General features: G+C 40.2%; 12 protein-coding genes. 9 read left to right on the top strand and 3 right to left on the bottom strand.

Going from position 1 to position 14,838, the window contains the following annotated elements; translation table 11 throughout:
• Positions 1–157: 157 nt before the first annotated feature.
• Positions 158–1,369, top strand: coding sequence for a conjugal transfer protein TraF (locus tag FEK66_RS07610; protein WP_167854267.1), 1,212 nt, complete (start codon positions 158–160; stop codon positions 1,367–1,369).
• A 418-nt stretch (positions 1,370–1,787) separates the two neighbouring features.
• On the opposite strand, the gene FEK66_RS07605 is transcribed toward FEK66_RS07610, so the two are convergent.
• The 3 genes from FEK66_RS07605 to FEK66_RS07595 all read right to left on the bottom strand — a co-directional run bounded on the left by FEK66_RS07605 (position 1,788) and on the right by FEK66_RS07595 (position 4,294).
• The gene (locus FEK66_RS07605; RefSeq protein WP_130209565.1) at positions 1,788–2,132 is read right to left on the bottom strand and encodes a hypothetical protein; all 345 of its coding nucleotides are present in this window, start codon (positions 2,130–2,132) and stop codon (positions 1,788–1,790) included.
• A gap of 510 nt (positions 2,133–2,642) precedes the next feature.
• The gene (locus FEK66_RS07600; protein ID WP_130236385.1) at positions 2,643–3,095 is read right to left on the bottom strand and encodes a hypothetical protein; all 453 of its coding nucleotides are present in this window, start codon (positions 3,093–3,095) and stop codon (positions 2,643–2,645) included.
• Between the two features lie 827 nt (positions 3,096–3,922).
• Positions 3,923–4,294 (bottom strand): winged helix-turn-helix domain-containing protein, encoded by a 372-nt coding sequence (locus tag FEK66_RS07595; RefSeq protein ID WP_130209569.1) that lies wholly within the window; start codon positions 4,292–4,294, stop codon positions 3,923–3,925.
• A gap of 1,099 nt (positions 4,295–5,393) precedes the next feature.
• On the opposite strand from FEK66_RS07595, the gene FEK66_RS07590 reads away from it, so the two are divergent.
• From FEK66_RS07590 to FEK66_RS07555, 8 genes are all read left to right on the top strand, one after another.
• Complete coding sequence (locus tag FEK66_RS07590; protein ID WP_130209571.1) at positions 5,394–6,011, top strand: fimbrial protein; 618 nt, start codon at positions 5,394–5,396, stop codon at positions 6,009–6,011.
• Between the two features lie 18 nt (positions 6,012–6,029).
• The gene (locus FEK66_RS07585; RefSeq protein WP_130236386.1) at positions 6,030–6,752 is read left to right on the top strand and encodes a molecular chaperone; all 723 of its coding nucleotides are present in this window, start codon (positions 6,030–6,032) and stop codon (positions 6,750–6,752) included.
• 1 nt (position 6,753) lies between these two features.
• Positions 6,754–7,467 carry a molecular chaperone gene (locus FEK66_RS07580; RefSeq protein WP_130209575.1) on the top strand — a complete coding sequence of 238 codons (714 nt, stop codon included), beginning with the start codon at positions 6,754–6,756 and terminating at the stop codon, positions 7,465–7,467.
• Positions 7,468–7,479: 12 nt separating this feature from the next.
• Positions 7,480–8,208, top strand: a complete 729-nt coding sequence (locus FEK66_RS07575) for a fimbria/pilus periplasmic chaperone (RefSeq protein ID WP_130236387.1) — start codon at positions 7,480–7,482, stop codon at positions 8,206–8,208.
• Positions 8,209–8,303: 95 nt separating this feature from the next.
• Positions 8,304–8,858 carry a hypothetical protein gene (locus FEK66_RS07570; RefSeq protein ID WP_130209579.1) on the top strand — a complete coding sequence of 185 codons (555 nt, stop codon included), beginning with the start codon at positions 8,304–8,306 and terminating at the stop codon, positions 8,856–8,858.
• Between the two features lie 2 nt (positions 8,859–8,860).
• Entirely contained in the window at positions 8,861–11,464 is a 2,604-nt protein-coding gene (locus tag FEK66_RS07565) for a fimbria/pilus outer membrane usher protein (protein WP_130209581.1), read from the top strand.
• A gap of 310 nt (positions 11,465–11,774) precedes the next feature.
• Positions 11,775–12,377 (top strand): hypothetical protein, encoded by a 603-nt coding sequence (locus FEK66_RS07560; protein ID WP_130209583.1) that lies wholly within the window; start codon positions 11,775–11,777, stop codon positions 12,375–12,377.
• Between the two features lie 305 nt (positions 12,378–12,682).
• On the top strand, positions 12,683–14,838 hold a 2,156-nt coding region (locus FEK66_RS07555), incomplete at its 3' end, for a hypothetical protein (protein ID WP_130214705.1).

Here is a 14,838-nt window from a genome sequence, read left to right as displayed (position 1 = left end):
GTCTTGAGTTATAGGAAACAATCTGTTTCGGCATCGATTAAATATCAGCATCTCCCTTCGTGATAACTACGCACTATTTTTTGGGGGCGATGCCTGTATATAGCTTCGGTGGGATTTTTATTAAAAACAATTCATTCTTTTGGCCAGGAAAATAAAAATGAAATTTACGCTAAGTCAGTATTCTCTGCTGACCTGTGCTTTTTTTACTGCTCTGTCTGGTAATGCTCAGTCGTCTACGACCTATATGGAAGCCAGTAATGATGCTATGGGAGGGACGGGAGTTGTATCGTCTCATTATTGTGCGGCAGCACTCGCTAATCCGGCACTGATGACGAGTGCCACCGCTTCCGATGATTTCAGCATGATTCTGCCGTCAGTCGGAGTACAGGTATCGGATCCCGACCATTTGCAGAGCGATGTGGATGCCGTGAAAGATGCCTGGGATCGCTATGATGCAGCTCTATCTGGTGCAGTCGCGCCTTTGGGGGCCGCGACCGATCTGCAACATCAACTGGAGAAATTTAAAAATACACAGGTGAATGTGCTGGCGAGTGTAGGCATGGTCGCGACAGTTCCGAACAGTCAATTACCTTTTGCCCTGATACTGAAGTCATGGGGGACGGCAACGGTGGAAGGAAAGGTCAGCGACCACGATCTGCAATATCTGGATGATGTGACTAAGGGCAAAATTATTCCAACAGCGAGCGATACTGATACGTTGACATCGCGGGCCTATGGTCGTGCGGCGGCAGTGAGTGATGTCGGGATTGCTATTGCTAGGACGTTTGAGACGAATGGGCTCAGGTATTCTCTTGGCGTAACTCCGAAATATCAGCGTGTGGATCTGTTTAATTACAATACCACGGTACAGAATTACGACAGCCACGATTTCCGTAGCCATGAATACCGTAATAATACTCCCGGTATTAATGCCGACATTGGTTTTGCTACTGAGCTGAATGAACACTGGATGCTGGGTCTGGCTGGGCAAAATATTGTTCCCCGTAGTATTGATACGAAAGAAGTTAACGGGCTGAAAGAAACCTTCAGGATTCGCCCACAGGTAACTGCCGGGGGCTCATGGCATAACGGAATCGTGACGACTGCATTGGATGTAGATCTGACGCCGGCCAGTGGTTTTACCCATGATACAAAGCGCCAGTTTGCGGCTATGGGGGCTGAAGTTAACGCCTGGAATTGGGTGCAACTACGTGCGGGCTATCGTCAGAACATCGCTTCTTCAGAGGGTAGCGCCTTTACTGCCGGTATCGGCATTTCACCTTTTAATATGGTACATCTGGATCTGGCAGGCCTGGTGGGCACTGATCGGACATATGGTGCTGTGGCTCAATTAAGCGAGACTTTCTGACAGAAAACAGAATCCGGCTTACAGTAACATATTACTGTTTTAGTACGGGCATATAGCGGCGCTGTGACAAATATAGTGAAGCGTATGCCCGTAGTTTTTGTGGCAGCTGTCGATGTATGATGTCAGTAGGGGGGAACTATATAGCAATACAATAATGTATCGGTAATGAACAGGGATATATTGAAGAATACAAAATGCGCACTGACTAAAATTCTAACGATAAAGATAATCGAGCGTAATCATATTTAGATGATATTTTCTTTTGAGATAAAAAATACCCACCATGATACATGGTGGGAAAATCGAACAATGAGTAGGACGGTTGTAGCAGGAATTACCTCACACAAGAATCATTATTAACAGGATTAAAAATTGTGTATATAGGGCCATTGCCTGATAATTATTCTTATCACTTACCTTACATAAGCACTTTAACTTTGGATATCCATCCCCTTTGTTGCATACAAAGTTCTATCCACTCATAACGAGTATGTTCATTGACATCAATCACATAACTTCGTAAGGTTGGTGAGCTATCATACTTTTTTTTGCAGTGCCTGTTGTTGCGACATTTTTCGACGTGTGCTTCATAAACTGTTCTTTCCGCTACTCTATTCTTAACGGGATATTTCTCTTCAGCCAATGTTCCGCATTCATATTGTGCAGTTGAAAGATCCTGGGCATCAGAGCGAGTGCGTTGCCATTCTGTTGTGCATCCTGATAATATGAATGAGACTAGTAGTAGGACGTGTATTTTTTTCATATCATGTTCCTTATGTTCTGCTTGAGTATCTACTTCTTATATCACACACACTACGTTTGTCTAACTGAACAGTATTGTCGAAGCGAAATACTTATTATTGACCAGTGTAATAAAAATAATATAAAAATAGAAGATTTGTATCAGATATTCAATACAGTTGATTACTTATGTCTGTGATCATTGAAGGTGGTTAAACGTGTCATAATCCTCTGGCGCTTAGATGCTAACTGGCATAAGACTGCTGTTTATCATCCTGGCTGCGAAATGATGACGAAAACTAGGCTACGATAGTTCAGATCGTAAACTCAGTTATGGCTGAGTATGAAATGGACATAGAAAAATAAGAGGAACAACAGTGGCATATACGGCGGAAATCGTGGGGGCGGGTAACCTGAAGTTACTGTAACAAAAAAAGGTATATATCATCAGAGAGTGAACAGCAATAATACTCATTCCTGCCTGGTAACAGGAATGATTTATCTATGATAAATGTGAAGTTGGCGGGGGGGGCTATTGTAAAACGGCATTTCTATGAGGATATGGAGTATGATGATCAATTACAAAGCGGGTCACTTTGCCAGTGATAGAAGATAGATCACAGCGGAAATAAAATGGGATCCATTTCGACCCGTAAATAAGGTATTGGCCATTGCCAGTTAGTCTGATAGGAGTATGTAATATTAAACTATTTTGTTCCCCGTCACTGAGTGTGACTTTCTCGACGAGAGATTCATGTTTTTGTATAACAGTCATTGCAACGGGGAGGCACAGGAATTCTGCTACCTGATGTGCTTCGGTCCACTCATTTTTGATCGCTGTTCTATCTTGTTCATTACTGATTTGTGCCGCCATAATTTCTTCAAGATAATTTTTTTGCTGTGCCGTAAGAACTGAAGAAAAAGCAAAAGCGGGAAGAATTAGTGTGCCGGCAAAAAGTAACCTGGTTGTCATCTTTGTTATCATATAATTCTCCATTAAAAACAATAAAATCCAGGGTTATTGATCTATCAGATACATTCATTTTCACACGAAAAAAAATAAAATCTTGATGATAATTATGAAATCTGGCATCACCTGTCATTTGATTGTATCAATTAAGAATAACAAGTTACTGAAGAATGTGGTTTTGGTTATAACTTATTGAAAGTACACATTATGATCGGGTACCAAACCATATAAAGGAACATGTTTAAAATTTACCATGTAACTCTGGACGTAGCCAAAGATAACGAGGGGAGCTGAGGAATCATGCAAGGTGAGCCTCGTCATTGACCTGAACTTGTTAATATTCAAAGGTAAGGTTGTGATACAACCTGGTTATTAAAGCAAATGAAAGGCTCAATAGTGCTACATTTCCTGTTGACAAATTAGCTGAGTAAAAATTTAAAAAAACAATAACGCCGATAATCAAAAGATTGTGGAATATAGAGAGTAACTACAATTATTCTTGATTATTAGTTAAAAAATAACATTTCAGTGATTTATAAATAAAAATGAAGAAGAACGTTTATGCCAATGGTAGCTTGTTTCTTCAATTATAGTTTTGTCAAATTAGTTAATAAATGATTTGTATGTTAATTATATGACCTGTAAGCGTTTTGTCAGAAATGATACTGTGGTTGCTATATTGCAGTGTTAATAAAAAATATTCCCCTGCCATCTGGATGCACAGAGGAACAATAGCTAAAGCATTGCATAATATTGAAATTTAATTATTTTAATGTCACTAATAAGGAATTAAACTATTAGGCTACATAAATAATTATAGGTATAGTGTGTGTAGCGTGAACTCAAATAAAATTTAATATTAGTGAAACAAATCGAGTGATTAAATTACGTCTTATCGTATTTCCAGCTCCTTGTGCATGAATGGTCATTTTATAACCTCGTTTGTAAATGTTTTCAATTATCACTGGTCCACCGACAGCATCAATTTTTCTACGAAGCTGAAGAATAAGCTGCTGAATATTATTATTACTGATCACCTCCCATCGTTCTCCCCAAACAGATTGAGCAAGCTCATTTCGTGGTAGAATACTATCTGACTGCTGCTTATGCAGCAGCAACGAAAACAACGCCGCTTCTTTTGGGCTTAATCTGGTCGATTTTTTTCCAAACATAAGCACACCGGTTTCATCATCAAAATTCAATTCAGGGTTCATATTATATCTCCTTGCCAAATATGTATTACCATATAAACATTAATCTATTATCAATACGTGAAACTGGTTAAAACATAATGATTAATAACCACCTGATAACAGAATTCTGATACTGTCATAATTGTTTTTTATGTCCCTGGTGATTTCTTATGTGAATTTTGGCAGGCACTTATGTAAATCAAAAGTTTAATAAGCAAGATAAAATTACTTAACGAAATGAACTATACACAAAGAACCTAAGGTGATTTATTCACTATCTTAAAATAAGTAATAATTCGGGATGCCATCAGCGTCGCTATATCAGGAAGGGGGGGGGGCGACATCGAATCCCTGAATTCTTGTACACTGACGAAATGCAGGTTGTTGCAAGTATGCCCATTCATTAATTTTCATATTTACCGTATCGGATTCATATGAAGACTGTACAGTGATGATACATGAGCCTGATATTGACAATATCAGGCTGATCTTTTTTATCTCATTGATTAAGTGAGGGATATGAAACACATAGATGGGTGCATACCAACAAATGATTAGCTGTTATCGATGCTTCAGATTTCGTCCACGACCATAACCAGTCTACCGCAGAACTACCGTTTACAGCCTTTATTCATCAACTCGTGGATAAGGTGACCAATCTACGGTGGTTTATGCTGGCGCTGAGCTCTGGCAATCATAATGGAGCTTCATCGTTCAGAAGTCGTCAATACCATCGCCAGCTCATTTACCACACCTCCTGATGTACCGGTGTTCCTGGCCCGACTTATTGTTGATGGATGATGACAACTTCATGTTGCGTAGCATGATCCTCAGAAAGGATAAAATCAAATAGCTTCAATGAGTACAGGTATAGTGTTTTATTTTTTTTAGTGAACAATTTTAATCCAGGAATTTAGCTAAAAGGCGTAATTATTGTTTTGAAATATATCTTCTTTTTTTCTTTTTTTATCTTGTTTCTGATACTATTTCTGATTTACAGAGCTGTATATACTCAATTACGAGATTTTTTGATTGTTAGCGATATATTTTCCTGAAAGTGAGTTTTAGTTTTGTAACTGGATTCAGGAATGACAAGGGAATTTAGCTATTGTTGTAAATAATGAGTAAGGTAATTATTGTGAAATATTGGTATTCGCTAAGTATTCTGACGGCTATAGTTACAATGGGAGTATGGAATAACGCTATAGCAATTGGCAAACCAGCTCATATTGATGTCTATGCAGAAATTTCGGAAACAACATGCGATATTAGTGTATCAAATGAAAGCATAGTATTAGGTACGTTCTCAAAAAATGATTTTGCAAAGTCAAAAACAGATGTGGGAACAAAATCTTTTGACTTAAGGGCCTCTAATTGTACCGAGTCCGGTAGTTCACAAGGAACTGTTCCGGGTGATGGAGGGGTTTATGCTGAAGTATTATTTAGTCCAGGAATGGGTATTCCTGGTGAGCCAACATTATGGAGTAATACCGGGATAAACGATGTTGGCGTGGTTCTCAAAGGTCGTGTGTATGATTTTGCGGCCAATACATCCACTATGACAGAAATTAAAAACAATGATTATATTCAGTTGGCCAACGTGTCTAAAGGCGATGTGATAAGTTCAATTGATGGAAAACAAACAACGTTGACCGCATCATTACAGGCGATAAATGCGAATACTGCGTCTGCTCAGCATATTAAAGTGCCTGTGGATTTTATGATGATTTACCAATAAGCATACGGTAAAAGGGTTATGTTGATTAAATTTTCACTGAGTTTGTTGTTTCTTTTTTTATTGCCATCTGCATGGGCAGATGGGATTGGAATTAATGCGTTAAGGATAATTTATCCAGCAGGAAAGACATCAGTTTCGGTAAGTTTGAGAAATAATACTGACAATACCTGGTTGATGCAAAGTTATATTACCAGAGTTAGTGCCGGTAAACCGGATAGTCAGTACTTTAAAGTACTTCCTGGAATTGAAAAAGTTTCGCCAAGAAATGAATCAATAGTCAAAATGATTGCGTTGGAAAATGTTGACAAACTTCCCCGTGATAGAGAGTCAGTTTTTTATTTTATCTCTCGTGGTATTATCACATCAGAACCATTACAAGATGTGATACTACCTGAAACTCAGGCTGGAATTATATTTTCTTTATCCTCACAAATAAAAATGTTTTACCGTCCAGTTGGATTGACGGAAGAGGGGGCTGATGAAGCAGCCAAAGAAATTGTATTTAATCGTACTGCTACGGGCGTCAAAATTATGAATAATAGTCCGTATTACATTTCGCTTCATGACCTCTTTTTTGGTCATAATAGTATAGCTACTATTACTCTGAAAAATATGGGGATGATCTCTCCCTTTGAGTCTATAGACCTAACGTCCACAAAAATTGGGAACAACCGACAGGTGTCATGGGTCACTCTCAACGATCTTGGTATGGCAGAAATGCATCAGGGAAAAGTTCATTAATATGCGCACCCTGTACTTTTTGTTCATTATCTTATGTTTACCTGTAAAAAGTCATGCTGATGGGTTAAGTATTGATCATACCAGGGTCATTATGAGCTCTACATTGCACAGCACAGAGATAGTGATTAGCAATACCAGTAAATATACCTGGCTTGTGCAGAGCGGAATTGTTCATTCTCTCGGCAGTACAGAGAAACTAACACCCTCGGAAAATTTTTACATTTTGCCACCGATTTTCAAATTGCCATCAGGTCAGTCGCAAACAGTACAGATAATTCGTCGGCAACCGGTATGGCAACATAATCAAGAAACATTACAATACATTGTTTTCAAGAGCATACCTGCAATTGATAAAAAATTTTTTGAACTGAACAAAGTCAAACAGCAGCTATCGGTATCACTGAGTTTAATTATTAAACTTCTTTCACGTCCCGCTGACCTTAATGTATCGTGGGAGAAGTCTGTTTCATTATTATCATTTACGAAAAAAGAACATGCGTTGACGATCAGCAATACCAGTCCGTATTTTATGACGCTTAGCAGAGTTTTTGTCAATGGAACAGAAATAGCATTAGATGGTAAACAGAGAACAATAACCCCTTTTAGTAAAATTACACTTGATAAGGTAATAACATCGTCAGGGGATGAAATTAAATGGACCCTCATCAATGGTCAGGGCGGTGAAACCAGAATGATGACGTACAATTTATTATAACAAAGGATATCTATGCCCTTTCTGCGCAAGATAGTTGTGTTTCTTATAATAGTAATAACAAACAAAGGGTTGTGCGATGAGACTACACAGGGTATTTTCATTAATAAAACTAAACTGGTCTTCTCTTCACATTTAAATAAAATCGTGCTTAGGGTGGTTAACCATACAGCCGAGCATTATTTATTACAGGCAGTAATTCAAAGTTACGACCCTAAAACGGGTATGGCAGCTAATGATAATCAAGTCTCACCCTTTATAGTTTCTCCTCCTGTCCACGAACTACGTGCCGGTGATGATACCTTAGTGTCTTTACTTGCAGTGCCGTCACGCGCGATTCTCTTACCATCAAGCAGAGAAAGTTTATACTATTTGACGCTAAGACTAATACCATCTGAAATTAAAATGTATAATTCGGTTAAGTTACGCTTAGTCACTGCTTATAACATCAGGGTCTACTGGCGCCCGATGTTTGATTCAATTAAGGAAAAAGATATTTATTTTTCTTGCAATAATGGTGAATTAAATATTTTAAATCGCTCGGGTTATTACAGGGAAGTGACGCAGCTATTTATTGATAAGTATAAGATAAAAAAGTCTCTACTTATTAGACCCGTACCACCTTATGGTAAATTGGAAATAAATACTTCTGTTCAACATTGCTCACCTGGCGTGCATCAGGTTTCATGGCGTTTTCGGGATGACTCTGGTGTGCCATCTGATTTATATCAAATGGATTTTTAGCGAGTTGTGATATGAATGTTTTGATAAGAAAATTCCCCTATATTTTTTGTAGCATTCTGATTTTTTTTGCCCCTGTTGTTACGCAGGCAATTACGATGCCAACTCCGACATCTGCTCCTTTAGAGGAATATGCATATTTAAACTTTCATGCAGTTGTTGAAGCCACAACATGCGATATCTCTCTGGATAAAACAGAGGTTGAAACGACGATAAATAAATCGGTACTGGCTGCTGTAGGTCCAAATAATGTCTATCCGCTTGATATTCTCGAACTAACTCTGAATAACTGCACAGGCCTCATTGATGCGGGAAAGAATGTGATGGTTGGTTTTAGCGGGCAGGTGGCAGATACTGATCGCACTTTCCGTGCAGCAGATTCGAAAAATGTTAAGTTATCCGCTGTTTTTAATTTTACCGATCAATTTACGGCACCCAACATTGCACATTGTAACCAGGGTAATGTGATTAATTATAATAATCTTACTGCAAATTTACTTCCCTGGCCAGTAACGCCAGCTCCTTCAGGTGAACTCCACTCATTGAATGATAGCAAGGCAAAACTATTCACAGGCATTTGTGTTCCGCCTGATGGTGATTCCGGAAATGGTCAATTTCACGCTGCATTAGATATCACATTATTCTTCATCTAATCATGAATCATAAGAAACTTATTGATCTGCTCTTATCCAGAGTCGAAACAAACCTTCTCAGATTATCATTAATATTAATGATTGTTGGGCCATTTTTTTCCCAGAAATCGTGTCATGCTGAAGATTATTTCGATCCTGATCTACTGGTGACAGACCAGCAGGGCAGCATAGAAAAAATAGACCTTAGTCAGTTTGAAAAGGAATCATCACTTGCTGAAGGAACATATCTGGTTGATGTTATTGTTAATACTGTATGGATATCTTCAGAAATGGTTAAGTTTAAGGTATCTCCCCACGGAGAAAAACTGACTGCGCAGTTAAACCGCGAACAACTTAGTCGTTGGGGCGTTAATACTAATAGTAATGACGCACTTGCAGCTTTAAAAAACGGTGAATATATTGATGATTTGTCACGTGTTATTCCTGGCGCAACGCTTCGTTTTGAACAGCAGAAACTAAAACTTAATGTTGAGATTCCTCAAATAGTAATGAAATCATCTGAATCCTCTCAGCTTCCTGCAGTTGACAAATGGGATGACGGCATACCCGCTCTGATGTTTAACTATATGTTCAGTGGTATGCAAAGTGATGCTGATTTCTCCAACAGACATGCAAGAATGCGTTCTTTTTTTCTTTCATCACAAGGTGGTGCAAATTGGGGACCATGGCGGTTACGCAGTTCCATTACATGGTCGCAACAGGCAAATTCACCGACATTCTCTAACCGATATATTGCGAGAGATCTAAAACAATTAAAGAGTGAACTTACTCTGGGAGAAACCTGGACACAAAATGACATACTGGACAGTATTAATTTTACAGGTCTTAAGTTGAGATCCAGTGATGACATGAAACCTGACAATCAACGTGGTTTTGCTCCTGTTATTTCTGGTATTGCCAGCTCGCGTGCGCAGGTTAGTATTTATCAGAATCATAATCTCATCTATCAGACATCCGTTGCTGCTGGAGATTTCCGGCTAACAGATATCCCACAGACAATGAATAGCGGTGAGTTGACGGTAATTGTCCGGGAAGCAAATGGTAATACCCAGCAGTGGGTTCAACCCTATACCGGACTCCCCGTCATGCAGCGAAATGGCCATGCTGAATATGAGTTTGAGATGGGGAAAGCTATATTTAACTCTTATCATAAGGATGTTAAACCAGCATTCGAACAGGGAACTCTTATTTATGGTTTACCTGCAAACACTACTGGCTATGGTGGCTTTTTGCTTTCTCGAAATTATGTAGCCATGACGGCAGGTGCTGGCGTTTCACTGGGAGAATTGGGCGCTGTATCGATTGATAATACCTGGTCTCATGCAAGCCAACCTCATAGTTCTACGGTATCGGGTAATGCATGGCGACTTAAGTACTCAAAAAATCTTCTTACTACGGGTACAACTATTGATATCTACGATTTTCGTTATGCGTCGCGTGGTTATATGTCCTTCATGGATAGTCAGACTTTACCTGTTATAACTTCTTTAATGGGGAGTCAGGTATTAGGTGCATTATACAGAAACAGAAGGCGTCGCCGGAATTTACAACAAATCATTTTGCGACAAAATTTTAGTCATTGGGGAAATTTGAATCTTAGCGCAATTCATGAGGATTACTGGAATTCAAGTGAAACTGATAACCGTTTTAGTTTTGGATATGGATTGTCTGTTAGTTCGGTTTCTCTGTCGTTAAACATCTCCGTTAATAAAAATCAGCTCACCATGCCAGGGCAGAAAAAGAATTGTGAGGTTTCTTTTAACCTTTCAGTACCGCTGGATACCTTCTCATCCAATTCAAATTCCCGTTATGGTGATCTCAGTTATCAGGCAATTCGCGACCCTCGGGGGGATTTTAGTCAAATGGCCAGCCTTTCCGGAATGTTAAATGACAACTGGAATTATGAGTTTGGACAGTCATCGTCACAAGGCCAGGATGCGATGACAATGTTAAACATGGGGTATGACGGAAGTACGGGTAATGCGCAATTTGCCTATGACTGGAGTCATCATCAGAAGACGGCGAGCGCCAGTGCTACTGGCGGCGTTGTCATCCATCCTTGGGGAGTGACGCTGGCACCTGTTTTAGGGGATAGTATTGCTCTGATCCGCGCCCCCGGCGCTTCCGGGGTTCATATCGTTAATACTCACGAAAATACTGATTGGCGAGGTTATGCCGTGGTTCCATCACTCACTAATTATCGCTATAACGCTATTAATCTCGATCCTGATGGTCTGGATAGCCACGTTATGTTAACGGAAACCGGAAGACGCGTTGTGCCGACAAAAGGTGCTGTTGTTGTTGCAGAATATCCCGTACGCACCGGAAGGCAGGCCATTATAACGTTGCATTATCAGCGAGGTGTTGTCCCTTTTGGTGCGATAGTAAGTCTAGCGACGGATCATAATAAAGGGAATGCGGGAATTGTTGGTGAAAATGGTGAAGTTTACTTATCCGGATTAACTGATGAAGGATACTTACACGTTATATGGGGTAGTGAAATAAATAAACAGTGCAGTACATCTTTCAAACTACCGCACGATTCCGACCGTTATTTAGATGAATTAACCCTGACTTGTCATCAACACCCCCTTTCCTCGAGATAAACTTATGTTCAGATTTATGTTCCTGCTGTTCCTTATGGTCTGTTCTTGTTCCCACGCAGCATCATTCTTAGCAACATCTGTCTCTGATGGCAGCCAGGCGCAATGCGAAATTACTGGCATAAGTCATACACAAGGTGCTGTTTTTCCTGTTGCGCTTGGTGTTCGCTGTAGTTACCAAACACAAAATAATCGAAAATTTGCACTGTCCATTGGGAGTTCCATTACTGTCGATATTTCCGTGAGCTGTAACGGACTTCTGAACACGCCTCCTTCACCATTGGGAAAAGTGTTGTCCCCTACAGGAACAGATATGAGCTCTTATTACCCTTTGGGATATTTGTTTAATGCAGGAGCAGGACAAATTTTATGTCAGATATTTTTTAATAATTCCAACCAAATAGTGAAGCCTGGATTATACGTTGCCGGGTTATTTAGTGATTATCAGGGCCAGCCAGACGCATGGGAATTGGATGGTTATGTCGCAATCAATAATAAGACCGTACCACAAGATACTGGTTCTGTTTACTGTTATCTTATTACTCCTCAAAACACTATAGATATGGGGATTATAAAACCGAATAGTGAGTCAAAACAGATGAGCATTGATGTTGGGGTTAATTGTTCTGGGGCAACCCCTTCGATGGATACTGAACTGGGCTATTCTGTGCGATTTAGTAAATTTAATTGTTCTACTGATTGTTCGTTACTGGGTGAATATGTTCCTTATCCTGGCAGTGTTGCCGATCCCGGCGATGATCCGCAAACCGGTTTTACTATGAATGATGTTATGCAGTTTAAAAATGGTCAGACGACGAATACAAAAAACTATACCACGTTATGGAAAATCAGAGATAACAGCGGAAACCCCAGAGATATTTCGGCTAAAGCATATGTGGATATATATTATTATTAGAATTTAGTTTTTTTATATCAACACTCTCTTCAGGATTAAATCCATAGCATTATGCATATGCACGGCTGATACTATGTTTTATATTATTTTACTGCCATTATTCCAATCAAAATTATTCCCCTTTAAAGCACCATTTCTAACCAGTTTATATGTGGGTGTTTTCAATTATATTTTAATGATTAATTTAAACGATAGCCTGTAATACTTATTACTGTTTATTATAACTGTTTTATGGTTTTTTATTTATTTTGATTTTTATTAATCTTGTTGAATCTAATCAGAGAGCAAAGGATCAAGGTTTTGATATGACTTCAACAGTATATGAAAAAAAAACCACGCATGATGGGTTAACAGTCACATTAAGCATGCGTAAAGGTGTTTATAGAGGAGGCTTATACTTCGACAGTGCTGACCTTGGGTATCTTGGGGATATCGAAAAATATCATATTTATTATCTTTTGAAGGTAACTGATAAATATGGTAATCCTGTTTCTGGAAAACAAATAAAGCTATGTGTAGATGCTATTACATTTCATACAGTCTCTGATTATAACGGTTTTGAACCAGTAATAAACTACTCTGGAGATTTGAAGCAAAGTAATCCTGAGGTTAGTGTCTGGACTAATGTAAACATTGACAGCAATGGTGAGTATCTCGCTGGCTTGCTCCCTTGTCTGATAAAAAAAGGGAACAGCCAAACTAAACGAAATACAGTTGGACCATATACTTATGCAGTCGTTGAATTGGTTTTTATTGTTGATGATGTTGATATTCGAGCCGTAATGAATATTGATGACACTTTCGAACCACTAAATCTTTCACCGCTGTATGATTATCCAGTGGTAACTAATTCCACAGGTAACTATAGAGATATCACTGATACAGTAATTTACTATCCATCAGTTTATGATCTTGAATACCCACAGTTAAGTAAAAAAGTGTATTTTGGGTTTCGTGAAGATGCTATTTACATACATGAGGCAAAAGATCTGGTCGGGGTTTCGGTAGATGAAAATAATCGAGCTAAAATGCCATTTACTGAGAGTGAAATTAATAATCGAGCTGTCTGGGCTTATGGAGCTAATACATCTGGTTTTTTATCTGCACCGTTACGTTGTCGGGAGGCTAATTCTCAACCCAAATCCGAAATTATAATCAGCCCGCAAAATAACAGTAATATCTTTCCCGGGCAGACGGTTTATGCCACTTTCCAGTATCAACTGAAAACCGGTGAAAGTTTTTCCGGAACCGAATGTCCATTTAAATTAAACCGGGGGAATTTTTATCCTCCTGATATCTCCTGGTGGCAGGACGGCAATACCTTATATGGCGGCTGCTTACTGACTGTGAATGACAGCCTGAAGAAAGGTGACCAATTGTCGTGGACGGTTTCCTGCTGCCTGGACAATAGCGGCATTCCGCTTGCCTCTGAAACCGTGACCTGGAATGTAGCCTGGGATGCCGATATTGATGTTGACGTCACTTTTGTCGCCGATACGTCTGCATTAATTGATTACAGCAATGACAGCACGCGACCATTATCTTCTCGTCCCACCATGACCTGGCGACTGACCGTGCCGGGACTCAGAAACACCCAGGCCTGTTTTTATCCCCTCGTGACCCGCATTACTGAAGATGCCATCATCAGCGACGCCTCGTTCAGTGAAATTGTCCCCTGTGCGGCAGACAGAACCAGTGGGGATTATTTTTACGTCATGCTGGACGACCTGGGGAGCGCTGTCATTAACGTGCAGCCCCGGGAAAACCGCACGCTGCTTACCGCGTTCAGCGCCGGGATTTATGGCGTCGGGACGATGGTCAACACCGCGAACTTTTTTATCAACAGTGCCTGGGAGGCTGCGACGGCGCCAGCTGTCAGCGTGGCAGAAGGGCAGAACCCTCAGGCGCGCCCCGGTGATGACAGCTATGGCCTGGCGACATTTCCGCTGCTTTCTAACTGGGAGGCGGTGAAGGAGCACGACCTGCTCGGCGGCGCGGTGTATCTGTTTGCCGGAAAAGAGATACAGAAAAAGAACCACTACACGCCACTGACGTTACTGGGAAAAACGCAGATCCCGCTTAAAGCCAGTGGTGGCGCACCCGATATCGCCCTGTATTTTACCGAATCTAATTTCGAGGCCGGAAAGACTTATTACATCCATGCCTGTCTTGTCGAAAATGCCTATCTGCACAAGGGGGTGAATTATCTCCGTCTGCAGGAAATCAAATTTGAAATTCCGCAGGACCAGCCTGCCGCACCGGACGGGGTGAAGCGGACCTATCGTGCACCGGAATTTGTCTGTAAAGACGGCGCGGTTATTGATGAAGATGATGTGCTGCTCGGGCGCAATGAAATCGGCTATCAGGGGCTGGAATATCGTATTCCGTTATCCGGCGGGCAAAAACACCTGGTGGCGGGCGATCAGATAATGGCCACGGCATATCTGCACGCGTGGAATAA

This window comes from Escherichia sp. E1130 (assembly GCF_005781065.1).
GTDB lineage: Bacteria > Pseudomonadota > Gammaproteobacteria > Enterobacterales > Enterobacteriaceae > Escherichia.
This window is presented reverse-complemented; position numbering and strand designations above follow the sequence as displayed.

Excerpts from the sequence above, each read along its gene's own strand:
- FEK66_RS07610 (WP_167854267.1), top strand. The coding sequence starts at position 158 with ATGAAATTTACGCTAAGTCAGTATTCTCTGCTGACCTGTGCTTTTTTT.
- FEK66_RS07605 (WP_130209565.1), bottom strand. The coding sequence starts at position 2,132 with ATGAAAAAAATACACGTCCTACTACTAGTCTCATTCATATTATCAGGA.
- FEK66_RS07600 (WP_130236385.1), bottom strand. The coding sequence starts at position 3,095 with ATGATAACAAAGATGACAACCAGGTTACTTTTTGCCGGCACACTAATT.
- FEK66_RS07595 (WP_130209569.1), bottom strand. The coding sequence starts at position 4,294 with ATGAACCCTGAATTGAATTTTGATGATGAAACCGGTGTGCTTATGTTT.
- FEK66_RS07590 (WP_130209571.1), top strand. The coding sequence starts at position 5,394 with ATGAGTAAGGTAATTATTGTGAAATATTGGTATTCGCTAAGTATTCTG.
- FEK66_RS07585 (WP_130236386.1), top strand. The coding sequence starts at position 6,030 with ATGTTGATTAAATTTTCACTGAGTTTGTTGTTTCTTTTTTTATTGCCA.
- FEK66_RS07580 (WP_130209575.1), top strand. The coding sequence starts at position 6,754 with ATGCGCACCCTGTACTTTTTGTTCATTATCTTATGTTTACCTGTAAAA.
- FEK66_RS07575 (WP_130236387.1), top strand. The coding sequence starts at position 7,480 with ATGCCCTTTCTGCGCAAGATAGTTGTGTTTCTTATAATAGTAATAACA.
- FEK66_RS07570 (WP_130209579.1), top strand. The coding sequence starts at position 8,304 with ATGCCAACTCCGACATCTGCTCCTTTAGAGGAATATGCATATTTAAAC.
- FEK66_RS07565 (WP_130209581.1), top strand. The coding sequence starts at position 8,861 with ATGAATCATAAGAAACTTATTGATCTGCTCTTATCCAGAGTCGAAACA.
- FEK66_RS07560 (WP_130209583.1), top strand. The coding sequence starts at position 11,775 with ATGAGCTCTTATTACCCTTTGGGATATTTGTTTAATGCAGGAGCAGGA.